Source organism: Thioclava sp. (assembly GCF_048263065.1).
Classification (GTDB): Bacteria; Pseudomonadota; Alphaproteobacteria; order Rhodobacterales; family Rhodobacteraceae; genus Thioclava.
The window spans coordinates 75645-100901 of sequence record NZ_JBLXEM010000008.1 but is presented as its reverse complement, the minus strand read 5'-3'; the positions used below and the strand labels follow the sequence as shown (position 1 = coordinate 100901).

The following is a 25257-nucleotide window of genomic DNA, read 5'->3' as shown; positions in this document are numbered from 1 at the left end:
AGACGCGGCCCCGCGCTGCGTTAGCTGAGCGCGTCTTTGATGCGATAGTGAAGCAGCGCCATCGGCAGCGACAGACGGCGCAGCGGACCCAGTTCAAACCGCTTCGGCATGCGCTGAAAGAAGTCGGGCAGCTCGGTGGGTTGACCCAGCGCCAGCCGCGCCATCTGATCGCCGCTCCACGAGCCCATCGCCACCCCATTTCCGTGATAGGCAAAGGCGGCATAGGTGTTATCTCCCTGCCCCAACGCGCCCACAAACGGCACCAGATCGCGCGCCATACAGATCAGGCCTGACCAGAAATGAGGCGCTTCAACGCCACGCCACGTGGGGAACATTGCATCGAAATGGGCGCGCGTGGCGGTGCGATGGGCGTGCTGGCTGGCCTGCGTCAAGCGCACAGCGCCGCGCATCCCAAACAGCATCCGCCGATCCGGCATCAGGCGGAAATAATGCAGCAGGTTGCGGGAATCATAAGCCATCAAATCGCTCGACCAACCCTGCGCGGCGATCTCATCATCAGATAACGGGCGCGTCACGATTACGGACGATTGCATCGGCAAGAACCGCGATCGCATCCAGCCCGGCACCGCATCCGAGGAATAACCGTTGGTCGCAATCAGTAGATGACGCGCGCGCAAGGTGCCATGATTGGTGCGCAAAACATGATGATCGCCCTCGCGCGCAATCGACAGAACTGCGCTATCGGCATGGATCGTCCCGCCGCACGCCTGCACCGCATGCGCCAACCCTAACGCATATTTGCGCGGATTAAGCGCAAAACCCAGATCAAGTCGCAAGCCGCCATGCATCCCCTGCGCGTTCAACCCTATGCCCGCCAGATCGCCGGGTGCGATCAGATCGGCCTGAACGCCGTAAGTCGCGCTGATTTTCGCGGCCTCGGCGCGCATCTGCGCAAACAATTTGGGGCTGTGAGCCAGTTGCAGTTCACCTTGTGAGTGGCGATCAACCGACAGTTCAAGCGCCGCGATACGATCTGAGACCTGCTCAATCGCGGCGCGTTCGGCGGCGAAAAAGCGCGTCAATTCCTGCGCACCGTAACGTGCGCCAATCTGCGCGCTACTGGCCTTGGCCCCGCCCACACAGCAAAACCCGCCATTACGCCCCGAGGCGCCCCAACCCGGCGGGTGAGCATCCAGAACGGCGACATCGCCCCCCGCCTCAGCCAGACGCAAGGCCGCTGACAGGCCGGTAAAGCCCGCGCCGATCACGGCGAACTCGACCGTGGCTTCTCCCTCAAGACGCGGATAGCTGGCCGTGTCGGGTGCGGTTTGCACCCAATAACAGCCTTCGAGCGAGCTGGCGCTGTAGGCTGCGGGTTCGTAAATCCGCCCAGCGATTGATGCGTCGCTCACACCCGCTCGCCCTCTTGCTCTTCGCGTTGCTGTTTCAAGATAGCGCGTTTGGACACCAGCGAGGCGCTGACCACACCCACCGCGACAACCGTGATCATCAGGGTTGAAAGCGCGTTGATTTCCGGCGAAACACCAAGGCGCACGGCCGAGAAGATCTTGATCGGCAGCGTGGTCGAGGACGGGCCCGTGGTGAACGAAGCAATCACCAGATCATCAAGCGACAGCGTGAAGGCCAGCAGCCAGCCCGAAATTACCGCAGGTAGGATGATCGGCAGCGTGACCAGCCGGAAGGTGGTCAAGGCCGAGGCCCCCAGATCAAGCGACGCCTCTTCAAGCGAGCGATCAAAGGTCAGCAGACGCGAGGACACCACGACCGATACATAGCACATCGAGAACGTCGTATGCGCCAGCATGATCGTGAAGATACCGCGATCAAGACCGATGGCGATGAACAGCAACAGCAGCGACAGGCCGGTGATCACATCGGGCATCACCAGCGGCGCGTAGATCATGCCCGAAAACAGCGTGCGCCCCGGAAACCGCCCCATCCGTACCAATGTGATCGCCGCCATCGTGCCCAGCACCGTGGCCAACGTTGACGAGCTGACAGCGACCTTCAGCGTCACCCAAGCCGCATCAAGAAAGGGCTGATCATGCATCAGCGCGACATACCATTTGGTCGAGAACCCGGCCCAGACCGTCACCAGTTTCGAGGCGTTGAAACTGTAGAAAATCAGGATCAGCATCGGCAGATAGAGAAAGGCGAAACCAAGCGACAGCGAGGTAACGTTGAACCAGCTCAGACGTTTGTTCATGACTCTGCCTCCTGCTGTTTTTGCTGGTTGCGCTGGAACAGCACGATGGGGACGATCAGCAGCACAAGCAGCACCACCGCCACCGCCGAGGCCACCGGCCAGTCGCGGTTGGAGAAGAACTCATCCCACAAGACCTTACCAATCATCAGCGTTTTCGACCCGCCCAGAAGCTGCGGGATCACATATTCCCCAAGTGCCGGAATGAAGACGAGAAAACACCCCGCAATCACGCCCGGGCGCGACATCGGCAGCGTCACCAGCCAAAAGGCCGACAACCGCGAGGCCCCCAGATCGACCGCCGCCTCATTGAGCGATTCATCCATCTTATCGAGCGCCGCATAGATCGGTAGAATCATGAAGGGCAGATAGGTGTAAACGATCCCGATATAGACCGCCTTCGAGGTGTTCATAATGTGCAGCGGCGACGATATAACGCCAAGCCACATCAGAAACTGATTAAGCAGCCCCTCATCGGACAAAATCCCCATCCACGCATAGACACGGATCAGGAACGAGGTCCAGAACGGCAAAATGATTAGCATCAGCAGCGTCGGGCGCCATTCATCAGGTACACGCGCCATACCGTAAGCAATCGGATAAGCGACGATCAGGGTAAACAGCGTCGACAGCGCCGCGATTTTCAAGCTCGACAGATAGGCTTTCCAATACAGATCGTCCTGCGTGAGGAAGGCAAAATTGTCAAAGCTGAGCTTACTGAGAAAGTCTTTGAACCCAGCCCAGCCTTGCGCCAGATCCAGCGTCGGCGTGTAGGGCGGAATCGCAATGGCCGTGGTCGACAGCGAGATTTTAACCACGATCAGGAAGGGCACCAAGAACAGTGCCGTTAGCCACAAATAGGGCACAGAGATCAGCAGGAGTCGGCGCAGGTTCATATGTTTTCCCCTACTTCGTCAACACAACGCCAGCGGTACGCGTCCAGCTAAGCCAGACCTCATCCTCCCAAGTGAAGGCGCGCCGCTCAAGCCTGCGCGAATTGGTCATCGTGGCCGAGATCAGCTTGCCGCTGGCCAGTTGCACACGGTAGGTCGAGATATTGCCCAGATAGGCGATGTCGATGATCTTACCGAAAGCATGGTTGGCGCGGTCGGGGTCGGGCTGATGGCTGACGGTGATCTTCTCGGGGCGGATCGCATAAAATACCTTCGACCCCTCAGCCACCGGGGTTGTCGCGACCGCCTGCACCGGGTCTTGCCCCTCGGCATAAGCGATAGAAATGGCACCTGCAGGGCCGCCCGGAACCGGTGTGGCATTGCCCTCAATGATATTAACGTCGCCGATGAAATCCGCGACATAGACCGAGTTCGGCTGTTCGTAGATTTCGGCGGGCGTCGCGATTTGCATGATCTCGCCCGCATTCATCACCGCGACGCGCGAGGCGACGGTCATGGCCTCTTCCTGATCATGGGTGACGATCACAAAGGTCGTGCCCGTGCGTTCCTGAATATCCATCAACTCAAACTGTGTGTCTTGGCGCAGCTTTTTATCCAGCGCGCCCAGCGGCTCATCCAGCAGCAGCAGCTTGGGCGCCTTGGCAAGGCTGCGCGCCAGCGCGACCCGCTGCCGCTGACCGCCCGAAATCTGGTGCGGCTTGCGTTTGGCGAATTTCTCCAGCCGCGTGAGGCGCAGCATTTCGCTTACGCGTTCCTCAATGCGATCCTTCGGGGCATTTTCGCGTTTCAGACCAAAGGCGATGTTTTCCCAAACCGAGAGATGGGGGAACAGCGCGTAGCTTTGAAACATCATGTTAACCGCGCGCTTATTGGGCGGCACCTTCGCAACATCGTGCCCGTCGATGGTGATCTTGCCCTCGGTCGGCGTCTCAAACCCGGCCAGCATCCGCATCAAGGTGGTCTTGCCACAGCCCGACGGCCCGAGCAGCGCGAAGAATTCTTTTTCGTAGATATTGAGGTTGATATTGTCGATGGCGGTGAAGTCACCGAACCGTTTGGTGATAGAGCGACATTCGATCAGCGGCTTGGCCTCGGGGTCGTTCCAGGGGTCAAAAACGATTTGCGGCTTTACCTGCGCCATGCGGACCTCGGTGAGTTTGAAGGGGGGAAACGAAAGCCGCGCCGGAACATGTCCGACGCGGCAAGGCAGTGGGTGGCTCAGGTGCCCGATTTCACCTTGGTCCACAGGCGCGTCACGATGCGCTGAACTTTCGGCGGATAGGCTGTGACGGTGTAAAGATTGTCCATCGTCGCCTGATCCGGGTAGATCGCCGGATCATCAAGAACCGCCTTGTCCAAATATTTCTGCGATTCCTTGTTGCCGTTGGCGTAGTTCACATAGTTCGACGCAGCGGCAATGTTTTGCGGGTCCATCATAAAGTTGAGGAACTTCAGCGCGCCCTCGGAATTGGGGGCATCAGCGGGGATCGCCATTTGGTCAAACCACATCAGCGCGCCCTCTTTGGGGATGTGATAGGCGATGTGGACGCCGTTATCGGCCTCATCAGCGCGATCACGCGCCTGCAGGATGTCACCCGACCAGCCAAAGGCCACACAGATGTCGCCATTAGCCAGCGAGTTGATATATTCTGAGCTGTTGAATTTCTGAATATAGGGACGAATGGCGGCCAGCACCGGCTCGGCCTTGGCGATCACTTCGGGGTCTTTGGAGTTCGGGTCTTCGCCCAGATAGCGCAGCGCAGCCGGGATCATCTCGGTCGGCGCATCCAGCATCATCACACCGCATTTTTGCAGCTTTGAGATGTTCTTGGGATCGAAAACCAGCGCAAGGCTGTCAACGGGCGCATCATCGCCCATGATCTCTTTGACCTTGTCGATGTTGATGCCAAGCCCGGTCGTGCCCCACATGTAGTTGATCGAATATTCGTTGCCGGGGTCATATTGCGCGGTGCGCTCTTTGATTTTGTCCCAAAGGTATTTCGAGTTGGGCAGCTTGGAATAGTCGAGCTTTTGGAACACGCCCGCCTGAATCTGGCGTTCAATGAACGAGCCGGTGGGCACCACGACATCATAGCCCGAATTGCCCGACAGCAGTTTGGTTTCCAGCACCTCGTTGGAATCAAACACGTCATAGATCAGCTTGATGCCGGTCTCGTCTTCGAACTTCTTCAGCAGCGACTCGTCGATATAGTCGGACCAGTTATAGACGCGCACCTCTTCGGCGGCTGCCATCGTGCCACACATCGCAAGAAGGGCGGCTGGTATGAACGTTTTGAGCATCTTCATTCCCTATTGGTTATTCTTTACATGACAGCCTTGCGGCATTATTTGATCAAATCAAGCATCTTTCTACGTAAAGGCTCATTCTTCTCCAATGATGCCCCAATTTTTCTAGGAACAGGTCCGTTTTCGGGCAGTTGGCAAATGCGAGGGTGGCAGGTGATAGGTATCGAAACAGAAAAACGACCTGCGCATCTGAACATCTATGACGCGTTGCGCAACATGATTCTATGTGGTGATCTCGCCCCGGGCCAGCCTGTCACGATCCAAGGCTTGGCCGAAATTTTGGGCGGTTCCACCACCCCCGTGCGTGAGGCTATCCGGCGATTAACCTCGCAAGGGGCGTTGCATTTTCAGGGCAACCGGCGGGTGTCGGTTCCCGTGCTTACCCTGCCCCAGATTGACGAACTGCAGTTCGCGCGCATGGCGCTAGAGCCGGAACTGGCTCGCATTGCAGTGAAAAACGTCACCCCGGCGTTGATTTCAGATCTTTGCGCAATCGACGCGACATTGGATATGGCAATCGAGCGCGGCGATGTGAAACGCTATCTGCAATCGAATTGCCGCTTTCACATGACCCTCTATCGCGCAGCGCAATCTGACATCTTGCTGCCTGCTGTGGACAGTTTCTGGCTGCGCTCCTCACCCTCGCTTCGGGTGATTTGCGGCCGCTATGGCACCCAGCACCTACCGGACAAACACCAAGAAACCATCGCCGCACTACGCGCGAATGATGGCGCGGCAGTGGCGCGTGCAATCGCGCAGGATATCGCGCAGGGTATGGATAATATCCGCGCAGTTTTACTTGATAGCAAAGCCACGACCGCGCCCGAAGCGTCGAAGGTTTCTTGACCTCGCAAATTTGATCATATTATCTAAACGCAGACCGTCGCGTCGCGAGTCGTTGTGACCCGCCTGCCCTTTCCCCTGCCAAAGGATGCTCCCATGTCGGAAAACCATCTGCCTACCGCCGAGTTGCAAGCGCTCGATGCCGCCCACCATTTGCATCCGTTCACTGAAGGCGATGAGCTCAATACAAAGGGCGCGCGCATCATCACGCGCGCCAAAGGTGTTTATCTGACCGATAGCGACGGCATTGAAATCCTCGACGGGATGGCCGGGCTATGGTGCGTCAATATCGGCTACGGACGCGAGGAAATGGCCGAAGTGGCCGCGCGCCAGATGCGCCAGCTTTCGTTCTACAACACCTTCTTCCAAACCAGCCACCCGCCCGCGATTCATCTGGCCGCCAAGCTGGCCGAGATCGTTCCGGGCGATCTGAACCATGTGTTCTTCAACGGCTCGGGGTCAGATTCCAACGACACCAACCTGCGCATGGTGCGGGTTTACTGGGCGCTCAAGGGCAAGCCGGAAAAGAGCGTCGTGATCTCGCGCTGGAATGGTTACCATGGCTCGACGATGGGCGCTGCCAGCCTTGGCGGCATGAAGGGGATGCACAAGCAGGGTGGCCTGCCAATCCCGGGCATCGCCCATATCAACCAGCCTGACTGGTGGTCCGAGGGCGGCGACATGACCCCCGAAGAGTTCGGACTGCAACGCGCCCACGAGCTTGAGGAAAAGATCCTCGAAATCGGCGAGGATAAGGTCGCAGCCTTTATCGCGGAACCCGTGCAAGGCGCGGGCGGCGTGATCATCCCTCCCGATAGCTATTGGCCCGAAATCCGCCGTATCCTTGATAAATACGGCATCCTGTTCATCGCCGACGAGGTGATCTGCGGCTTTGGGCGCACTGGAAACTGGTTCGGTAGCCAGACCTTCGATCTGCGCCCCGACATCATGACCATCGCCAAGGGCCTGTCCTCGGGCTATCTGCCGATTGGCGGCTCGATGGTGTCTGATGCGGTCGCCAGCATGGTCAATAGCGATGAATTTGCACATGGCTACACCTATTCCGCCCACCCGGTCTCTGCGGCAGTCGCGCTGGAAAACCTGCGCATTATGGAAGACGAAAAGATCGTCGACACCGTGCGCAGCGATACCGGCCCTTATCTCAAGGCGAAATGGGAGGCGCTGGCCAATCATCCGATGGTCGGCGAGGCCAAGATCGTGGGCATGATGGCCTCGATCGCGCTGACGCCGGACAAGGCGAGCCGAGCTAAATTTGCCGCCAAGGAAGGCACGGTCGGCTTGATCTGCCGCGAGCGTTGTTTTGCCAATAACCTTGTGATGCGCCATGTCGGGGACCGGATGATCATCTCGCCGCCGCTGGTGATTTCACGTGCCGAGATCGACATGCTGATCGAACGCGCGCGCAAGGCGTTGGATGAAACCTATGAAAAAGTGCAGGCGCAAGGCATGTGGGAGGTCGCGCAGGCCTGAGCTTTGCAAATCGCTTGAAACATGAACCGCGTGCCCAATTTTGCGGCGCGCGGTTTTCTTTTCGCTTTTAGCCGCCGATCAGCATCAGTAGCCCCAACCCCAGCCCCACCAACAGCACCAGCGACAGCGTCACAGTCGCAATCACCCGCGGCCCCGCCGCTGCCACCGCGCGCGCATCGACCCCCAGCCCCAGCGCGGCCATCGCGATCACCGTAAAGATCGAGGCTGCCTGCTCCATCGGAGCAAGTGCAACTTGCGGAATCGCTCCGAACGAGCGCAGCGCAATCATCGCCAGAAAGCCCAGAATAAAGAGCGGCGGCATAAAGTGTTTACGCGTAGATGGCGGTGCTAGATCAGAGGTGTCGCGCATCCGGCGCCCCTCGGCTGGCAGCCCCGCTGCGAGCAGGGACAGCACCACCGTAATCGGCCCCAACATCAGCACGCGCACCAGTTTCACCAGCGTCCCGATCTGGATCGCCGCCGTCCCCATCGGCGCGGCAGCCGCCAACACCTGCGGCACCGCATAGACCGTCAGCCCAGACAAAACGCCGTAGTGAAAGGCGGGCAATGTCAGCGCATGGCCGAGAAACGGCAGACCAAGCACGACCGCGACGCCCAGCACAGCAGTAAACGCGATGGAGGCGCTCACATCATCGCTATCGGCCTCAATCACCGGCGCAACGGCGGCGATCGCGGAGTTGCCGCAAATGCCGTTGCCGCAAGCGATCAGGAGCGCCATGCGCGCAGGCAACCCAAGCGCGCGCCCCAGCAGGTAAGAGCCGGGCACAACCAGCGCCACCACCGCCACGATGCCGATCAACAGTTCGGGGCCGACCGCCAGCAACGTCTGCGCGCTTACTGAAGCCCCAAGAAGAACAATGGCGATTTCCAGCACGGTCTTCGCCGAGTACCGAATGCCTGCGCCGAACCGTGCACCGGGTGCCCATAACGTGCGCAGCACTGCGCCAAACAGAATCGCCAGCACCAGCGGCTCTAGCCATTGCGCGCCAAAGAGCGCGCTCTCAAACCCTCCGCCCAGCACCGCCAGCGCGCCAACGCCCGCACTCAAGACCACACCGGGGCCAAGAATGCGCAATTGCACATGGGGGTGGCGCAGCATTTGGGGCATGGAAAGATCGAGGGCCATCGGAGGAGTCCTTTTATCGACGGGCGTATAGCTTGGTCTGGCCTAAATCGCGCGGTTACACTCATTGTTCAAACAAAATGTTTTTGTTATTATGATCGAAATTTCTGATTAATGAGGCCATGATGACCCCCGAACAACTGCGCGTCTTTGTCACCGTTGCCGAGATGGAGCACATGACCCGCGCCGCGCAGGTCTTGAACATGACGCAATCGACAGCCTCGGCTGCGATTGCCGCGCTTGAAAATCGCCATGAGGTCAAGCTCTTTGACCGGGTTGGGCGCGGCATTGCGCTCACGCAAGAGGGGCGCGCCTTTCTGCCCGAGGCGCGCGCGGTGCTGGCTCGGCTTGCGGAAGCCGAGGCGGCGCTGGCCGAGACTCGTGGCTTGGCGCGCGGCCACATCCGCATGATCGCAAGCCAGACCATTGCGGGCTACTGGCTGCCGCCCCATCTGGCGACGTTTCGCGCGCGCTTCCCGGGTATCACCTTTACGCTGGCGATCGGCAATAGCGAGGAAGCCGCCGCGCAATTGCGCGCGGGTCGCTATGATCTAGCCTTTGTCGAGGGAGAGATTGACGAGGCGCAACTGGTGCGCCGTCAGGTCGGCGCGGACCGGCTGCGCCTTGTCTGCGCGCACCCTGCCCCCGAGCAGCCCGTGCGCCAAGCGAGCCTTGTGGCACAGCCTTGGGTGCTGCGTGAGGAAGGCTCGGGCACGCGATCGAACGCGCAGGCTGCGATGGCGGGGCTTGGGGTGTCATCTGAGATGGCCGAGGCGGCACTGGTCCTGCCCTCAAACGAGGCGGTGATGAGCGCGGTTGAAGCGGGTGCAGGGCTGACGATTCTGTCGGCGCATGTCATCGCGCGCTCGCTTGCCACGGGGGCGCTGCATGATTGGGGCGTGACGCTGCCACCGCGCGCTTTTTACGCTTTGCGCCATCGCGACCACCACATCAGCCGGGCGATGCGTGCCTTTAGCGACCATCTGGAAAACCAAGAAATCTAGGGGCTAACCCGACAACCCCGCCTGCACGCGCGGTTGAGAATGGGCGTGCAAAACGCCCTCCAGCTTAGCCTCGATTTCTGACGGATAGGTAGGCTTGGGACAAACCGAAGCCTTGGGATAGCGCGCGAGCAATTCTGCTGGATCGGCATGACCCGAATGAAACACCAGCGCCACGCCTGCGTCGCGTAAGCGGTCGGCCAGCTCATACACTTCGCCATCCGCAAGCATGACATCAAGAATCGCCGCGTCGGGCAGATCTTGGGCGATTTGCATCAATGCGGCGCGCGTTGTGGCACAGGGGCCCAGAACGTGCGCGCCCAAATCCTCAATCATCATTTGCAGATCAAGAGCGACGATCGCCTCGTCTTCGGCAATCAGCACTTTGCAGCGTTTACATTCGCTGCCGATGTCAATCTGACGCGCTACTGTCAAAATCGGTCCTATCGTTTCACAATTCGGAGACGCCGACCCTGACGTCAATATATTTCCAATGTTCATATCATCGAACCCGGATGTGAATATTTCGTTCCCTGCAAGCGTCATATTTCGGTCATACGCGCGGTTAAGCGCCGTTTTTGATGCCAATTTGACACAGCTAACACGCTGCAAAGCCTGAGCAACCGCGCGCCGGGCCTGCCGAACAATGAAAGACGGGGGTAATGGTACCGCCTCCCCGGCTTGAACGGGGGACCTCTGGATCCACAATCCAGCGCTCTAACCAACTGAGCTAAGGCGGCATTGGCGGCGGGGATAGACCGAGTGCGCGAAGATTGCAAGCCCGGTTTTTGCGGAAAATGCGTGCGGGGCTTGCGAGATTGCGCGCGCGGCGTTACCTGAGATTTCCGTTCCGCAGACGAGGAGTAATCGCATGGGCATCGACAAACAAAGCGACACCGCCGCCAATATCCAGATCGGGCCGACCTCTTTGGGGATGGTGCGGCTATATGTCGAAGGCGATGGCATTGAATTGCCACTGGATTTCGACCCCGATGAGGCCGAGGAAATCGCCGAGGAACTGCAAGCCGCCGCGCAAGCCGCGCGCGAGATGTCAAACAAAGGCAAGCGCTAAAGGCCGACGATCCCCGGATCGCACAGGCGTTGCAACCGCCGCGCGCTGGCGCGTGCGAAATCAAGCGTGATTGTGCGCCGCCGAGCGGGCGCGAGTTTGTGAAACGGGGCCTCGCGGATCATCTCGGCACCGTAGCCGTCGGCGACGAACAAGCCCGTCCCCTCGGGCAGCAGATCGGTCGGAAAATTGCTATCTACCGCCCAGAAATAGCGATCACACCACTCCAGATAGCCTTGCCACTTCTTGTCGGCGCGAAAATCCGCGCGGCTAGATTTACATTCGACAATCCAAATTTCGCCCTTATGACCCAGCGCCATCAGATCGGCGCGCAGGCGGGGCCGCAACTTCATCTCGGGCAGGCTGTCATAGCGTAGATCGGCCAGCGCGCGCGCCATGCCACGCGCGAGAACCTGACCGGGCGCCAGATCGGAAAGGGGCGTTTGCATCATCATTGCACCAAGATGAACAAACAATGAACATTTGTCCAGACTCGCCGCCTGCGGCAGACCTAGCTGATCAGCACCCAGCCCAAAAGCAGCACCACACAGCCGCGCAGAATCGCCGAGCCTAGGCCTGCCCCGCGCGCGATGACTGCAGCCTGCGCCAGCCCATCGGGGGGTATCATGAGCAACAGATCCTCCGATAGCGTGCGAAACATTTCAGCGGCAAAAAGCGCCGCGACCAGCAACACATAGAGGACGTAGTCGATTGCGCGCGCATGGCCCGCCACCAGCACCGGCAGCAACAAAAACGCGGCTAGGACTTCATAACGCAGCGTCTCAACGCGCCAGATCCGCTCAAATACCGCACCAATTCCGGCACGCGCGGGCGCGGCCTGTGCTGTCTCAATCTCGCTCATGTCAAAATCCTGTTCGCTAAACTTGAAGGCACGAGGGTAAGGCGCAAAATCACCGTGCCAAAGCGCCAAGGTGTCGCAGTGGCACGCCTCCGCTGACCGTGCGCGCATGCCCCCTTGTCGGATCGCGTGCGCGCGCCTATCTGTGGGAGCGACGGTTACTGCTCGATGCGTGATAGACCCTTTTCCAGTGGCCTATACCATTCCTGAGGGGGCTGGCTCTGTCGTGGCCCTGGCCTCGTTAACTGGCGCCCACCTGACATTTCAGGTCTCCGGGAACTCTCGTCTCCACGGTTGCTGCGGTTTCCGTCACCCAAATGCGCAGCAAAAAGCCCCGCCGGATCGGTCGGGGCTTTAGCATATTTGAGCGCTTGCGCGAGCGGTCAGCGCGGGCGCTTGATTTGCTGATCTAACTTGCGCCGTGTGCGCCCCTCTTCAACCGGGACTGGAATGGCCAAGCGTTGCGCGGCCTGCATCGTGGGAATCGCGTCGCGCTTGCCCCCCGATGATCCCTCATCATCAGACCCCATACGCATCACCGCAATCGAGAACTGCACGCCCGAAAACACAACCGTGTTGAACACAACCAACAGCGCCACCGCGATATAGCCAATGTCGGAGGTAGAAATCAGGTGCCACAGATTGCCAACATTGAACCAAAGCAACATGCCCACGAAGGCAAGCGCGATGAAAAAGCCGAAGATGACATTCTTGATATAAAGGCGGACGAGTTCAGGCATGTTTCATTCCCTTTGCTAACCCTAAGAGTAGCGCAGATTTGATCAATTCATAGAGGGAACTCGTGTAAATCCCCTTAATCGGCGGCAAATAGCCCGTGGCATGTGGTCGCAAATCGCGCGCGAAACGGCCTTAGAACGCTTCGGGGCGCAGCGCATGGGCCATGTGATCCAGAACCGCATTCACGAATTTCGGCTCTTTTCCATCGGGGAAGAAGGCGCGCGCAACATCGACATACTCAGTAATCACAACCTTGGGGGGCGTTGCCGGCGTCACAAGTTCTGCCCCGGCGGCACGAAACAGCGCGCGCAACACCGGGTCGATGCGATCAATCGGCCATTTCGCCACCAAGGCCAGATCCGTCGCTTTATCGATCTTACCTTGCCACGTCACCGCATCGTCAATCAGGCGGCGAAACAGGTTGGTATCGCCCTCGGCCATCTCGCCCTGATCTTCGTAGGTCGCGCCAAAGCGGTGGTTTTCAAACTCGACGCGCACGCGATCTGCGCCCTGCCCCGCAGCCTCCATCTGAAACAGCGCCTGCACGGCATAGAGCCGCGAGGCAGATTTCATCTGGCGCTTTTCTTCCAGCGTAGGTTTGCGCGGCTTCGGGGTGTCTTGGGCGCTGTCTTCAGTCATGCGTTGCTCGATCCGTCTGGCTCGCCGGCGATGCGAAAGGACTCGGCGGGTTTGAACCCGATGCCCTTCGTCCGGCGCGCCCATTTGCGCGACAATGAGATGAGATGCAAGGCCGCAGCCGCAGCACCGCCACCTTTGTTTTGATCTTCCGGGTCGGCGCGCACGGCCGCCTGATCGTAGTTTTCGACCGTCAGGATGCCATTGCCGATGCAGATTCCTTCAAGCCCAAGCAGCGTCAGCCCGCGTGAACTATCGTTGCAGACCGTGTCGTAATGCGTGGTCTCGCCCCGGATCACGCAGCCCAGTGCGACAAAGCCGTCATAATCGGCCATGCGCGCAGCCATTGCGATCGCCGTAGGGATCTCCAGAGCGCCGGGCACTTCAATCAGATCGACATACGCGCCCGCCTGCTTGGCCATGGCGCGCGCGCCCGCGACCAGATTATCGGCGATGTCCTTGTAGTAAGGCGCCACGACGATCAACAGGCGCGGCGCGCCGTCAAATGTTGGCAGATCAAGGATGTGATGAGTTTCGCTAGACGCCATATTTCAGCCCTCCGTAATCGGGCGCGTGCCCACGATGCGCAGCCCGTAAGCGTCAAGGCCGACATATTTCGTTTGCGGGTTATCGGTCAGCAAAATCAGGTCATGCAGCCCCATCGACGACAGGATCTGCGAGCCAAGCCCGATCTGCTTGATGGTGCGGGGCCCCTGCTCTTCTTCGCGCAAAAGCTTGGCAGACGGGTCGCGGAACAGGCAAACCGCACCGCGCCCCTCGCGCGCAACGATCTCCATCGCGCGGCGCACCTCGTCTGACGGGCCTGGACCGATGCCCAGCACGTCATCCAGCACATTCAGCGAATGGGTGCGCACGAGCACCGGGTCAGGCGTGGTGATGTCGCCCTTGACCAGCACGATGTGATCCACGCCCTCGGCCTGATCGGTAAAGACGCGCATTTCCCAATCGCCACCGTGGCTGGAGGTGACAGGCTGGCGCGCCACTTCGCGCACCAGATTGTCGTGACGACGCCGATACGCGATCAGGTCTGAAATTGTGCCGATTTTGAGGCCGTGTTTCTGGCCAAACTTAATCAGCTCCGGCAGGCGCGACATGTGGCCGTCATCGCCCATAATCTCGCAGATCACACCGGCGGGTTTCAACCCCGCCAGACGTGCGACATCGACCGCCGCCTCGGTATGACCAGCCCGCACCAACACTCCGCCTTCGCGCGCGCGCAGCGGGAACACATGGCCCGGCGTGGCCAGATCCTGCGCACCCTTTGCAGGGTCAATCGCAACGGCAACGGTCTGAGCGCGGTCAAAGGCTGAGATACCGGTCGTAATGCCCTCGCGCGCCTCGATACTGACGGTGAACGCGGTCTCGTGGCGCATAGAGTTGGCGCGCACCATCGGGGGCAGTCCCAGTTGATCGACCCGTTCTGCCGTCAGCGGCAGACAGATCAGACCGCGCCCGAACGTGGCCATGAATTTCACCGCCTCGGGGGTGCATTTTTCGGCGGGAATATACAGATCGCCCTCGTTCTCGCGATCCTCATGATCGACCAGGATCACCATGCGACCCGCACGGGCCTCTGCGATGATTTCCTCGGTGGGCGAGATTGCGGCGCGCAGGCTTTCCTCCACTGCGCCGGGAACATCATGGGTGCCGGATTTATCCACTGGTTTGGGCGTTGTCATGCCTGCCACTCCTGAAGCCGCGCGACATAGCGCGCAAGCGTGTCAATTTCTAGATTGATGCGGTCACCGGCCTTGGCCTGACCCCAGTTCGTGACCTGCTTGGTATGGGGAATGATGTTCACGCCGAAGCTGTCGCCATCAACCTCATTGACGGTCAGCGAGGTGCCATTGAGCGCAACCGAGCCCTTGGGCGCGATATATTTTGCCAGCCCGGGCGGCGCGCGAAACGTAAACCGCGTGCTGTCGCCCTCATCCACCATCGCCTCGATCAGCGCCAAGCCATCGACATGGCCCGAGACGATATGCCCGCCGAGTTCATCACCGACCTTCAGCGCGCGTTCAAGATTGATCTTTTTACCTACCTGCCAGCCGCCGCTGCTGTCGTTGCCGCCCCCGCCGATATTGGTTTTGCTCTGGCTCTCAGCCGAGATCTCCACGTCGAACCAGTTCTGCGGCGCGCTGCCCGTGGCGATCACGGTCAGGCAACAACCATCACAGGCGATCGAGGCACCGATCTCGATGCCCGCCACGTCATATTGCGTGCCGATGCGCGCGCGCAGATCGCCGCGCTGCTCCAGCTCCAACACCTCGCCTATATCGGTCACGATCCCGGTAAACATCGGTCTCTCCCCTCAGATTGCGGCTTTCAACTAGCCCGCGCGCGGCCCCGCTGCAAGGTTGCGCACGCACAGATGCCCTGCAGCAATTAACCGCATCATCGCTTTTATGCCCAAATATTGCCGTAACACGCCGCGAAAATACGGGATTATCCGTGACATCATAGTGAGAATGCGCGATTGCCTACGGAACGCTAAGGACTCGACTGACGATGATCGACGCGACGGACCGCCACTTCCTGCTGCTGCAAGGGCCACACGGACCCTTCTTTCACCAACTGGGCAAGATGCTGCGCGCGGCGGGGTCCACCGTGTGGCGTGTTAGTTTCAACAAGGGCGATGAAAACTTCTGGTTCGATCGTGACACGTTGATCCGCTATAAGGGAGCGCCTGAAGACTGGGCTGCGCATTGCTCCAAGCTGATTGCAGAAAAGGGCATCACCGATCTGGTGCTTTACGGCGACACGCGTCCGATCCACGCACAGGCAATAGCTACGGCGCGCGATGCGGGCGTTACCGTGCATGTGTTTGAAGAGGGGTATTTGCGCCCCTACTGGGTCAGCTATGAACGCGGCGGTTCGAACGGTCATTCGCGTTTGATGGAGATGGGCGTAGCGCAAATGCGCGCGGCTTTGGCGCAGATGGAAATCGAGTTTCCCGATGCCCCGCCGCGCTGGGGCGATACCCGTCACCACATTTTCTACGGCGCGCTCTACCATTTCTTCGTGATGGCGCGAAACGGCCCCTATCGCAAGTTCCGCCCCCATCGCAGCCTCTCGGTTATTGCGGAATTCCGACTCTGGCTCAACCGGCTGATGTTGCTGCCCGTTCACATGATGGAACGCAAGATCGCCACCGCGCGCGTAAAATATGGCGGCTTTCCCTATCATCTGGTGCTGTTACAACTCGAACATGACGCAAGCTTTCAGATGCATTCGCACTTCAGCTCGCAAACCGAGTTCATTGAAACCGTGATGGAAGGCTTTGCCAAAGGTGCGCCGCGCCATCATCATCTCGTGTTCAAGGCCCATCCACTGGAAGATGGCCGCGCCCCGATCCGCGCCGCGATTTTGAATGCCGCAGACCGGCTAGGCCTGCGCGAACGGGTGCATTTCGTACGCGGCGGCAAGCTGGCGGGGCTGTTGTCGCAGGCGCGCTCGGCAGTGACGGTGAATTCCACGGCAGCGCAACAGGCGCTCTGGCGGGGCCTGCCGGTGAAGTGTTTCGGCCGCGCGGTATTTGACAAGCCGGAATTCACCTCGGCGCAACCGATTGCGGCGTTCTTTACTGCCCCGACCCGCCCCGATGCGCGCGCCTATCGCGATTATCGCCACTATCTGCTTGAAACCAGTCAGGTGCCCGGCGGTTTCTATTCGGCGCGGGGGCGGCGTGCATTGCTGCGTCAGGTCGTTGACATGATCCTCGCCGCCGAAGACCCCTATGATGCCCTATCGCAAGGCAAAGCGGCAGCTCGGCAACAGTTGCGGGTGGTCGAATAGTTTAACTGGTTTTTTTTCAGCTTTTTGAGTAGCGTGGCTGCAAAACAACAAGGCAGCATCCCGAAAGAGGAGCTCGAGCAGTGACAGGACATACAACCAGAAGGGCCGTCTTGACGGGCCTTTCCGCAACGCTTTTTACAGCATCTTGTAGTTTGCCGCGTCCCGGCCCCAATAAGCGGGAAATTTTTGCCGGATCCGTGATGCGCAAAGGCGATGCCTTTGTCGTCAAGGTAAATGATTTTGTGACCCGTGAAACGGCTGTGCAACCCTCCCTTGGGTTCTCGTCAAGCTTCATCAATGCCGGGCCGATCGGGTCTGACACCATTCGTCCAGGCGACACGCTCAGCCTGACGATTTGGGAAAACGTCGATGATGGTCTGCTGGCGGGCCAAGGGACGAACGCCACGCAGCTGCAACAGGTGCAGGTCGATGGCGCAGGCTATATTTTTGTCCCCTATGCCGGTCGGATCAAGGCCTCAGGCAACACGCCCGATGGGCTGCGCCGCATCATCACCTCGAAACTCGACGCGCAAACACCCGATCCGCAGGTGCTCGTCACCCGCACGGCGGGCGATGGCGCGACCGTTTCAGTGATGGGCTCGATTAACGGCCAAGGCGTGTACGCGATCGAACGGCCCACGCGCACGCTCTCGGCGATGATCGCGCGCGCAGGTGGCGTTTCGATCCCCGCCGAGGTAGCGCGGGTTACTGTTAAGCGGGGCAGTCTTGCAGAATCGGTCTGGCTTAAGGATCTATACGACAACCCGAAAATGGACATCGCACTGCGCGCCAATGACGTGATCTTGGTCGAAAAAGACCAGCGCGCGTTTACCGCCCTTGGCGCAACGGGCAGTCAAGCACGCGTCCCGTTCGAGACGCAAACGCTCTCGGCGCTTGAAGCAATCGCGACGGTCGGTGGCTTGCAATCCAACCTTGCCGATCCGACAGGCGTCTTCGTGCTGCGCAATGAACCGGCTGATATTGCTATGAAAGTTCTGGGGCGCAGCGATTTGACCGGTGATCAGCGCATGATCTATGTGCTCAATCTGACCGAGCCAAATGGCATGTTCATGGCACGTGATTTCGCGATCCGCGACGGCGATACGGTCTATGTCACTGAGGCACCCTTCGTGCAGTGGCAGAAAACACTGTCCGCGCTAACGGCACCGCTTGGCACGGCCTCAACGATCAATAGTCTCGCCGGGAACTGATGGGCACATCCCACTATTCAATAGCCGCCGGGCAAATATCCCGGCGGCTGTTCTTTTACAACGGCGGCGTGCTGCGCCAGAAGCGCCTGCGCGCAATTTTGCGCGCGTCAGGCTATCAACTGCGCATCGGATTTCCCACGCCCGACGATCAAGTCATGGTCTGGGGCCGCTCGCCCTATGCGGCGCGTGGAGAAGCAGTTGCTGCGAAATACGGCGCGGGACTGGTCCGGCTTGAGGATGCGTTTTTACGTTCGATCCATCCCGGTCGCTCGGGCGAGCCACCACTTGGCCTGCTGATTGATCCCGAGGGAGTCCACTTTGACAGCGCCACGCCATCGCGGATAGAGCGCCTCCTTGCGACCGCGCCCCTTGATGACAATGCTATTTTACAACGTGCACGCGATGGAATTGCCCGCCTTCAGGCATCAAACCTATCAAAATACAACAATTTCGACCCTGACCTACCAGCCCCTATCCCCGGTTATGTGTTGGTGATCGATCAGACGCGCGGCGATGCCTCGATCATCCATGGGGGCGGTTCCGACGCGATGTTTCGCGAAATGCTTGCGGTCGCGCGGATCGAAAACCCGGGTGCGCCGATCCTTATCAAGACCCATCCCGAAAGTCGTGACGGGCATCGAGCGGGCCATTTTGATGCCCAAAGCGGCGACGCCAATACACAGATATGCGACGCCCCTATGTCGCCTTGGGCGCTACTTGAAGGCGCGATCGCGGTTTATACCGTGTCATCCTTGATGGGCTATGAGGCGATTTTGGCCGGGCATAAACCGCGCGTCTTCGGCCAGCCATTCTATGCCGGCTGGGGCTTGACGCAGGATGAAAACCCTGTCGCGCGCCGTGAACGCAAACTGACGCGCGCACAGATTTTCGCGGTTTCCCATATCCTTACACCAACATGGTTTAGCCCCTGCAAAGGACGTATTTGCAGTTTTGAGGAAGCCGTAGATCACCTTGAGGCCGAGGTGCGTGCCTGGCGCGAAGATCGTGCGGGCTATGACATGGGCGCAATGTCTTTGTGGAAGCGTACACATTTGCGCCAGTTCTTTGGACGTCACGGCCCGGTGCGCTTTGGCACATCCGCTGCCCAGTATCGCCCCTATCTTTGCTGGGCCTCGCGGTTAAGCGACGCGCAAGCAGAGCGCCCAATAAAGCTGGAAGACGGCTTCTTGCGCTCACGCGGGCTTGGCGCCGATCTTATCGCGCCAATTTCGCTGATCCGGGATCACAAAGGAATTTATTATGACGCGACACAGCCAAGCGACCTTGAAGCCCTTATCGCGCGGGAACCTCCACCCGGCGGGCGGGTGCGCGCCGAACGACTGATTGCGCGCCTGCGCGAGACGAGATTGTCTAAATACAACCTTGGCGGCGATATCCCGGAACTCCCCGAGGGGCGTCTGATTTTGGTGCCCGGTCAGGTCGAAGACGATGCCTCTATCCGCTTTGGAGCGGGTGCGATTTGCACAAATGCGATGTTGCTGGCGAAAGTACGGGCGGAAAACCCCAACGCAGTTGTTCTTTTCAAACCTCACCCAGATGTTGAGGCCGGGCTCCGTCCTGGCCTTCTGAGCGAGGAAGACGCGCTGGAATTTGCCAACGTCGTCTTGCACAAATGCGATCCCATCAGCTTGATCGACGCCGTGGATGAGGTTTGGACGATGACGTCACTTCTGGGCTTTGAGGCGCTGCTGCGCGGCAAGGTCGTCACTACAACTGGCGCACCATTCTACGCAGGCTGGGGGCTAACGCGCGATTTTGGGGACGTCCCTGCGCGTCGCACCGCGCGCCCAGACTTAGTGCAACTTGTCTATGCCGCGCTGATCGCCTATCCGCGCTATCGCGACCCGGTTAGTGGTCTGCCTTGCTCGGTCGAGGTTGCGGTCGAACGTTTGGCGACAGGGTCATTGCCGCGCCCCGGTCCGCTCAACCGGAGCCTCGCGAAACTGCAGGGGCTCTTTGCTTCTTATGCTTGGATGTGGCGCAGCCAACGGTGATACAGATCGCCACCGATCAGGTGGCTTTCCGCCAGACGGAACCGTGGCGCATCACTGAGATGATCAAGCCCAAGCGCGCCCAAGCCCGCCCGTCCCTCTGATCCCAAAGCAACCCCAGCAGTGTAACCGATTAACTCATCGATCAGCCCCGCGCGCAACAACGCTGCACCAAAAGCCCCGCCGCCTTCGCAAAATACCCGCGTGAGGCCACGCTCACCGAGGGACGCCATCGCCGTATTAAGATCAAGCTGTTGTTCGGTAAGAGAAATCTCAATTAACTCCGCCCCGACCTCACGCCAGAAACTGCGTGCATCGATCGGCGCATCCGGCCCGTGCAGCACCCAAAGCGGTGCCTGATCAAGCGAGCCCGCGAGCACCTTGCGCGGCAGATCAAGCGCCTTGCTTACCACCACACGCACAGGCATGCGCTTGGGTTGAAAGTGGCGGACGGTCAACAGTGGATCATCGGCGCGCGCCGTTCCGCCGCCCACCATGACCGCATCGAACTGCGCACGCAGCGCATGCACATGTTGACGCGCCTGTGGGCCAGTAATCCATTGGCTTTCACCGCTGGCTGTCGCGATCCGACCGTCAAAACTTGTGGCCAGCTTTAGCGCAATCCAAGGACGGGCCTTGGCGATCCGGGTTAAAAAACCGGCTTGTGCCGCGCGGGCTTGCGCCTCAAGAACGCCCTCGCTGACCGTGATACCTGCTGCGCGCAGCTTGGCGTGACCTGCCCCTTTCACACGCGGATCTGGGTCTTCCAGTGCAGTGACGACGCGCGCAACTTTCGCCGCGATCAGGGCCTCGGCGCAGGGCGGGGTCTTGCCGTGATGGGCGCATGGTTCAAGCGTGACATAGACGGTCGCGCCTTGCGCCGCAGTGCCCGCCTGTGCCAGCGCGCGAATTTCGGCATGGGGGCGACCGCCGGGCTGTGTCCATCCGCGCCCGACAATACGACCCTCTTTCACGAGCACGCAACCGACGGCCGGGTTTGGCCAGACATTGCCCAAACCCCGCTTCGCAAGTCCAAGCGCAAGGCGCATGAACCGAGCGTCGGCCTCGCTCACTCGCCGTCACCACCGATCGGCGGGCGCAGTTCGGAGACGAATTTATCGAAATCGTCCGCTTCTTGGAAGTTCTTGTAAACGCTAGCGAATCGCACATAGGCAACAGTGTCGATCCGGGCCAGCGTTTCCATCACGATCTCACCGATGACCTTGGAAGAAATATCGGTTTCGCCCATGCTTTCCAACCGACGTACGATGCCCGAAATCATCTGATCAATGCGTTCGGGGTCTACCGGGCGTTTCTGCATCGCGATCCGGATCGAGCGTTCCAGCTTGTCGCGATCGAAATCTTCGCGCTTGCCAGAGGTCTTGATGACCACCAGATCGCGCAGTTGCACACGTTCGTAGGTCGTAAACCGTCCACCACAGGCCGGACAAAACCGGCGCCGACGAATGGCAACATAGTCCTCAGCAGGACGCGAGTCCTTCACCTGAGTATCAGCATTTCCGCAAAATGGGCAGCGCATCGCGTCCCCCTTATTCTGTCCTGCCACTATCTAGGGTCTTTACGCCCCGCTTATCCACTAGACCTTAGCGCAGCCCCGAAGATTTGGGTAGAAAAAATGTGAACTCTCTAGATATGGCGGCAGGATGTGGCCGGGCGGACTCAGCGCAACAGGGCCACCACCTCACGGTGATGCGGGGCGGCTCTATGTTCGAAAAGGTAAATTCCTTGCCATGTTCCAAGCATTAGTCGGCCAGAAATGACGAGAATCTGCAAGTTGACGGGCAGTAGCGCAGACTTGATGTGGGCGGGCATATCGTCTGGTCCCTCATAGGTGTGGGTCAGATAAGCCATCGTTGGATCGCTTGTAGGCGGCACAAGGCGATGGAAGAATTCTGTCAGATCGCTGCGCACTTCGGGATCGGCGTTTTCTTGGATCAGCAAGCTGGCTGAGGTGTGTTGTACCATCAATGTCAGCAAGGCCTCGTCACACGTGTTGTGCGAAACCCAAGCAGCGACGTCGCGGGTGAACTCATATAAACCCGGCCCGCGCGTCGCGATCTCAAAACGGGTGTGCATCAGCCAGCCTTGGCGACAGCCTTGGGTTTTGGGGCGGGGCGCGCTTGCGTGCGATCCGTCGCAAGGATCGCCAGACATTCAGGATTGATATCCATTGTCTTGCGCTCAATCGCCCAGCGCGCATCGAGCGCCGAAGCGGTAAGGCCCTTTTTCACCGTCGCTTTTGGCGTGGTCGTGCCGTCACCAACACCCGACACCAGAGTGTAACGCTCATTGCCCTCATCAAGCACGTAAAGGAAACAGGTGCCCTCTTGATCCATACGCGGCGCGCCGGCGGGGGATGTGCCGTCCATCTGGCAAGCGGCAAGAAGGAAGGGGGCAACAAACAAAAAACGTGTCATGAACGGGCTCCGTCTGGATTTTGGCAAGCGTAGCAGCGGCGTGGGCATTGCGAAAGACGGATCATGCCACTCCGCTTAGGGCATGTGCATCAGCCCGTCCATCTTGCAACCAAACTGCGCGAGATCAGCGTCAAGATCATGTTTATGGGCCTTAAAGCGCTTATCATGAGCGGACATTTCATCTTGGCTTGGCAGCTTACCCGTTGCCCGCTGCGCCTTGGTTTCAAGCTCAAGCTTGGCGGCTGTGTCGCGATGTTTTCTCTCAAAAACGACGCGAGCCTGTGCCCAGTTTGTAGCCGCCTCATCTTTGGACGTGGCCTTGCAAGTAAACAGGTAGATCAAGCCCGCTGGCTTGTCGGGGATGTAGAACTGCTTTTTTGCCTCAGCTTGCGCGATGCCCGCGAGCGATGTGCAAGCCAGCGAAACGGCAACCATCAGAGATTTCATCTCACCCTCGAGAACTGAAAACGCCCCCTCACGGGGGCGCAATTCTTATTGATCCAAGAACGAGCGCAGTTTGCGCGAGCGCGAGGGGTGCTTGAGCTTGCGCAACGCTTTCGCCTCGATCTGGCGAATGCGTTCGCGGGTCACGCTGAACTGCTGGCCGACCTCTTCCAGCGTGTGATCCGTGTTCATACCGATACCAAAACGCATCCGCAAAACACGTTCCTCACGCGGGGTAAGGCTGGCAAGAACGCGGGTCGTGGTTTCCTTCAGGTTTTCCTGAATCGCGGAATCCAACGGCAGAACGGCGTTCTTGTCTTCGATGAAATCACCAAGCTGGCTGTCTTCCTCGTCGCCGATCGGCGTTTCAAGGGAGATCGGTTCCTTGGCGATCTTCATCACCTTGCGGACCTTTTCCAGCGGCATTTGCAGCTTTTCGGCCAATTCTTCGGGCGTCGGTTCGCGGCCGATTTCATGCAGCATCTGACGTCCGGTGCGCACCAGCTTATTGATCGTTTCGATCATATGGACGGGAATACGGATCGTGCGCGCCTGATCAGCGATAGAACGCGTGATCGCCTGACGGATCCACCACGTCGCATAGGTGGAGAATTTATAGCCGCGACGATATTCGAACTTATCGACGGCTTTCATCAGGCCGATGTTACCTTCTTGAATGAGATCAAGGAATTGCAGGCCACGGTTGGTGTATTTCTTGGCGATCGAAATCACGAGACGCAGGTTCGCCTCGACCATTTCTTTCTTGGCCTGACGGGCCTCTTTTTCGCCCTTTTGCACTTGGTTCACGATGCGGCGGAATTCGGAAATGTCGACGCCGACATATTGCCCGACCTGCGCCATCTCGGCGCGCAGTTCCTCTACCTTTTCAGGCGAGCGTTCGAACAGCATTTGCCAGCCGCGACCGGATTTCTCCTGCATCCGCTCGACCCAAGTCGGATCAAGTTCGTAGCCGCGATATTCCTCAATGAATTCGCGACGGTTGATGCGGGCTTGGTCAGCAATTTTAACCATGCCAGAGTCGATCGACATGATCTTGCGGTTGATGCCGTAAAGCTGGTCGATCAGCGCCTCGATGCGGTTGTTGTGCAGGTGCATCGCGTTCACCAGCTCGACAATCTCAGAGCGTAGCTTTTGATAGGCGGCCTCGGCGTTCACCGAGAATGAACCATCCTCATTCAGCGTTGCCGACATCCGCAGATCCTGCATCTCGGCCAGCTCGCCATAATGATTTGCGATGATTTCGAGCGTTTCAAGGACACTCGGCTTCAGCGCGGCTTCCATCGCGGCAAGCGACAGGTTTGCGCCCTCATCCTCGTCGTCATCATCATCTTGGATCGGATTGCCATCGGCATCCAATTCTTGCCCAGAGGTTTTTTCCTCTTGTGAGGGGGCGGCACCATCTACCACGGGCGCGGCGGCGGTGCCCTCTTCCTCTTCGTCAAGCGAATTGCCGAAGGTGGTTTCAAGGTCGATCACATCACGCAGCAAAATTTCTTCGTTCAGAAGTTCGTCGCGCCAGATCGTGATGGCCTGAAAGGTCAGCGGGCTTTCGCACAGGCCCGCGATCATCGTGTTGCGACCCGCCTCAATGCGCTTGGCAATCGCGATTTCGCCCTCACGCGATAGCAGCTCGACCGAGCCCATCTCGCGCAGATACATCCGCACCGGATCATCGGTGCGATCCAGCGCTTCGGTGCTTGTGGTGGAAACAGCGACTTCACGCGATCCCGCGTCGGTCGTCGCGACCTCCCCACCGCTGCCCGCAGTCTGGTTTTCTTCTTCCTCGGCCTCGTCGGCCTCGATCACGTTGATCCCCATTTCGGAGAGCATCGACATCACATCTTCAATCTGATCGCCTGAAACATGTTCAGGCGGCATCACCTTGTTGAGCTGGTCGTAAGTGATAAAGCCACGTTCACGCGCCTCGGCAATCATCCGTTTCACGGCGGCTTGGCTCATGTCAAAAGAGGTGGCGTCGTCGCTTTGCGCGTCGGATTTTGTGTCGTCGGTGTCTTTGGCGGCCATTTGGGCTCCTCGGTCAGGGCTTGCGTGCACTCAAGCTATGACGAAAGCGAATCATATTTCATCTATGTAGCGAATCGTTGCGGCGAATCACAGGGGCGCGAGA

General features: G+C 59.2%; 27 protein-coding genes, 1 tRNA gene and 1 other RNA gene. 8 read left to right on the top strand and 21 right to left on the bottom strand.

Going from position 1 to position 25257, the window contains the following annotated elements:
- Positions 1-20 precede the first annotated feature (20 nt).
- The 5 genes from ACN0SD_RS12885 to ACN0SD_RS12865 all read right to left on the bottom strand — a co-directional run bounded on the left by ACN0SD_RS12885 (position 21) and on the right by ACN0SD_RS12865 (position 5400).
- Positions 21-1373: an NAD(P)/FAD-dependent oxidoreductase gene (locus ACN0SD_RS12885; protein ID WP_417808639.1), complete on the bottom strand. Its 1353-nt coding sequence runs from the start codon at positions 1371-1373 to the stop codon at positions 21-23.
- Positions 1370-2188 carry an ABC transporter permease subunit gene (locus ACN0SD_RS12880; RefSeq protein ID WP_417808638.1) on the bottom strand — a complete coding sequence of 273 codons (819 nt, stop codon included), beginning with the start codon at positions 2186-2188 and terminating at the stop codon, positions 1370-1372. Before ACN0SD_RS12880 ends, ACN0SD_RS12885 begins: the two co-directional genes overlap by 4 nt.
- Positions 2185-3075 carry an ABC transporter permease subunit gene (locus tag ACN0SD_RS12875; protein ID WP_417808655.1) on the bottom strand — a complete coding sequence of 297 codons (891 nt, stop codon included), beginning with the start codon at positions 3073-3075 and terminating at the stop codon, positions 2185-2187. Before ACN0SD_RS12875 ends, ACN0SD_RS12880 begins: the two co-directional genes overlap by 4 nt.
- 16 nt (positions 3076-3091) lie before the next feature.
- Positions 3092-4240, bottom strand: coding sequence for an ABC transporter ATP-binding protein (locus tag ACN0SD_RS12870; RefSeq protein ID WP_417808637.1), 1149 nt, complete (start codon positions 4238-4240; stop codon positions 3092-3094).
- Between the two features lie 77 nt (positions 4241-4317).
- The gene (locus ACN0SD_RS12865) at positions 4318-5400 is read right to left on the bottom strand and encodes a polyamine ABC transporter substrate-binding protein (protein WP_417808636.1); all 1083 of its coding nucleotides are present in this window, start codon (positions 5398-5400) and stop codon (positions 4318-4320) included.
- Positions 5401-5559: 159 nt separating this feature from the next.
- Here ACN0SD_RS12865 and ACN0SD_RS12860 point away from each other — a divergent pair, with 159 nt between their 5' ends.
- Both ACN0SD_RS12860 and ACN0SD_RS12855 read left to right on the top strand, forming a co-directional pair.
- Positions 5560-6252: a GntR family transcriptional regulator gene (locus ACN0SD_RS12860; protein ID WP_417808635.1), complete on the top strand. Its 693-nt coding sequence runs from the start codon at positions 5560-5562 to the stop codon at positions 6250-6252.
- Between the two features lie 93 nt (positions 6253-6345).
- Positions 6346-7740 (top strand): aspartate aminotransferase family protein, encoded by a 1395-nt coding sequence (locus ACN0SD_RS12855; RefSeq protein ID WP_417808634.1) that lies wholly within the window; start codon positions 6346-6348, stop codon positions 7738-7740.
- Positions 7741-7807: 67 nt separating this feature from the next.
- Here ACN0SD_RS12855 and ACN0SD_RS12850 read toward each other — a convergent pair whose 3' ends face one another.
- Positions 7808-8887 (bottom strand): YeiH family protein, encoded by a 1080-nt coding sequence (locus ACN0SD_RS12850; protein ID WP_417808633.1) that lies wholly within the window; start codon positions 8885-8887, stop codon positions 7808-7810.
- A 122-nt stretch (positions 8888-9009) separates the two neighbouring features.
- On the opposite strand from ACN0SD_RS12850, the gene ACN0SD_RS12845 reads away from it, so the two are divergent.
- Positions 9010-9888: a LysR family transcriptional regulator gene (locus ACN0SD_RS12845; RefSeq protein WP_417808632.1), complete on the top strand. Its 879-nt coding sequence runs from the start codon at positions 9010-9012 to the stop codon at positions 9886-9888.
- A gap of 3 nt (positions 9889-9891) precedes the next feature.
- On the opposite strand, the gene ACN0SD_RS12840 is transcribed toward ACN0SD_RS12845, so the two are convergent.
- Together ACN0SD_RS12840 and ACN0SD_RS12835 are read right to left on the bottom strand one after the other, a co-directional pair.
- Entirely contained in the window at positions 9892-10320 is a 429-nt protein-coding gene (locus ACN0SD_RS12840) for a response regulator (protein WP_417808631.1), read from the bottom strand.
- Between the two features lie 228 nt (positions 10321-10548).
- Positions 10549-10625: transfer RNA gene (locus ACN0SD_RS12835), tRNA-His, on the bottom strand.
- 131 nt (positions 10626-10756) lie between these two features.
- On the opposite strand from ACN0SD_RS12835, the gene ACN0SD_RS12830 reads away from it, so the two are divergent.
- The gene (locus tag ACN0SD_RS12830) at positions 10757-10957 is read left to right on the top strand and encodes a DUF6324 family protein (protein ID WP_417808630.1); all 201 of its coding nucleotides are present in this window, start codon (positions 10757-10759) and stop codon (positions 10955-10957) included.
- Here the strand turns inward: ACN0SD_RS12830 and ACN0SD_RS12825 are convergent.
- Positions 10954-11406, bottom strand: coding sequence for an MmcB family DNA repair protein (locus ACN0SD_RS12825; RefSeq protein ID WP_417808629.1), 453 nt, complete (start codon positions 11404-11406; stop codon positions 10954-10956). The two genes, ACN0SD_RS12830 and ACN0SD_RS12825, sit on opposite strands and share 4 nt — an antisense overlap.
- Positions 11407-11465: 59 nt before the next feature.
- Complete coding sequence (locus ACN0SD_RS12820) at positions 11466-11816, bottom strand: hypothetical protein (protein ID WP_417808628.1); 351 nt, start codon at positions 11814-11816, stop codon at positions 11466-11468.
- A gap of 152 nt (positions 11817-11968) precedes the next feature.
- On the opposite strand from ACN0SD_RS12820, the gene ssrS reads away from it, so the two are divergent.
- Positions 11969-12123: non-coding RNA, 6S RNA (gene ssrS, locus ACN0SD_RS12815), on the top strand.
- A gap of 73 nt (positions 12124-12196) precedes the next feature.
- Here ssrS and ACN0SD_RS12810 read toward each other — a convergent pair.
- From ACN0SD_RS12810 to ACN0SD_RS12790, 5 genes are all read right to left on the bottom strand, one after another.
- Complete coding sequence (locus tag ACN0SD_RS12810; protein WP_417808627.1) at positions 12197-12553, bottom strand: hypothetical protein; 357 nt, start codon at positions 12551-12553, stop codon at positions 12197-12199.
- Positions 12554-12683: 130 nt separating this feature from the next.
- Positions 12684-13190 (bottom strand): transcription antitermination factor NusB, encoded by a 507-nt coding sequence (gene nusB / locus ACN0SD_RS12805; protein ID WP_417808626.1) that lies wholly within the window; start codon positions 13188-13190, stop codon positions 12684-12686.
- Positions 13187-13735, bottom strand: a complete 549-nt coding sequence (locus ACN0SD_RS12800) for a 6,7-dimethyl-8-ribityllumazine synthase (protein ID WP_417808625.1) — start codon at positions 13733-13735, stop codon at positions 13187-13189. Before ACN0SD_RS12800 ends, nusB begins: the two co-directional genes overlap by 4 nt.
- 3 nt (positions 13736-13738) lie before the next feature.
- Positions 13739-14887: a 3,4-dihydroxy-2-butanone-4-phosphate synthase gene (gene ribB / locus ACN0SD_RS12795; protein WP_417808624.1), complete on the bottom strand. Its 1149-nt coding sequence runs from the start codon at positions 14885-14887 to the stop codon at positions 13739-13741.
- Positions 14884-15507 (bottom strand): riboflavin synthase, encoded by a 624-nt coding sequence (locus ACN0SD_RS12790; RefSeq protein WP_417808623.1) that lies wholly within the window; start codon positions 15505-15507, stop codon positions 14884-14886. The genes ribB and ACN0SD_RS12790 overlap by 4 nt, the downstream gene beginning before the upstream one ends.
- Before the next feature lie 209 nt (positions 15508-15716).
- Between ACN0SD_RS12790 and ACN0SD_RS12785 the strand changes: the two genes are divergently transcribed.
- The 3 genes from ACN0SD_RS12785 to ACN0SD_RS12775 all read left to right on the top strand — a co-directional run bounded on the left by ACN0SD_RS12785 (position 15717) and on the right by ACN0SD_RS12775 (position 20229).
- On the top strand, positions 15717-17003 hold the full coding sequence (locus ACN0SD_RS12785; RefSeq protein ID WP_417808622.1) for a capsule biosynthesis protein: 1287 nt from the start codon (positions 15717-15719) through the stop codon (positions 17001-17003).
- A gap of 200 nt (positions 17004-17203) precedes the next feature.
- Complete coding sequence (locus ACN0SD_RS12780) at positions 17204-18214, top strand: polysaccharide biosynthesis/export family protein (protein ID WP_417808621.1); 1011 nt, start codon at positions 17204-17206, stop codon at positions 18212-18214.
- Positions 18214-20229, top strand: a complete 2016-nt coding sequence (locus tag ACN0SD_RS12775) for a capsular polysaccharide biosynthesis protein (protein WP_417808620.1) — start codon at positions 18214-18216, stop codon at positions 20227-20229. The genes ACN0SD_RS12780 and ACN0SD_RS12775 overlap by 1 nt, the downstream gene beginning before the upstream one ends.
- On the opposite strand, the gene ribD is transcribed toward ACN0SD_RS12775, so the two are convergent.
- The 6 genes from ribD to rpoD form a co-directional block, all read right to left on the bottom strand.
- The gene (gene ribD, locus ACN0SD_RS12770) at positions 20199-21299 is read right to left on the bottom strand and encodes a bifunctional diaminohydroxyphosphoribosylaminopyrimidine deaminase/5-amino-6-(5-phosphoribosylamino)uracil reductase RibD (RefSeq protein ID WP_417808619.1); all 1101 of its coding nucleotides are present in this window, start codon (positions 21297-21299) and stop codon (positions 20199-20201) included. The genes ACN0SD_RS12775 and ribD overlap by 31 nt on opposite strands.
- Positions 21296-21766 carry a transcriptional regulator NrdR gene (gene nrdR / locus ACN0SD_RS12765; protein ID WP_417808618.1) on the bottom strand — a complete coding sequence of 157 codons (471 nt, stop codon included), beginning with the start codon at positions 21764-21766 and terminating at the stop codon, positions 21296-21298. Before nrdR ends, ribD begins: the two co-directional genes overlap by 4 nt.
- A gap of 140 nt (positions 21767-21906) precedes the next feature.
- Positions 21907-22323: a secondary thiamine-phosphate synthase enzyme YjbQ gene (locus tag ACN0SD_RS12760; protein WP_417808617.1), complete on the bottom strand. Its 417-nt coding sequence runs from the start codon at positions 22321-22323 to the stop codon at positions 21907-21909.
- A complete protein-coding gene (locus tag ACN0SD_RS12755) occupies positions 22323-22664 on the bottom strand; it encodes a hypothetical protein (protein WP_417808616.1) in 342 nt (113 codons plus the stop codon). The genes ACN0SD_RS12760 and ACN0SD_RS12755 overlap by 1 nt, the downstream gene beginning before the upstream one ends.
- A gap of 75 nt (positions 22665-22739) precedes the next feature.
- On the bottom strand, positions 22740-23111 hold the full coding sequence (locus ACN0SD_RS12750) for a hypothetical protein (protein ID WP_417808615.1): 372 nt from the start codon (positions 23109-23111) through the stop codon (positions 22740-22742).
- 45 nt (positions 23112-23156) lie between these two features.
- Entirely contained in the window at positions 23157-25154 is a 1998-nt protein-coding gene (gene rpoD / locus ACN0SD_RS12745) for an RNA polymerase sigma factor RpoD (RefSeq protein WP_417808614.1), read from the bottom strand.
- Positions 25155-25257 lie beyond the last annotated feature (103 nt).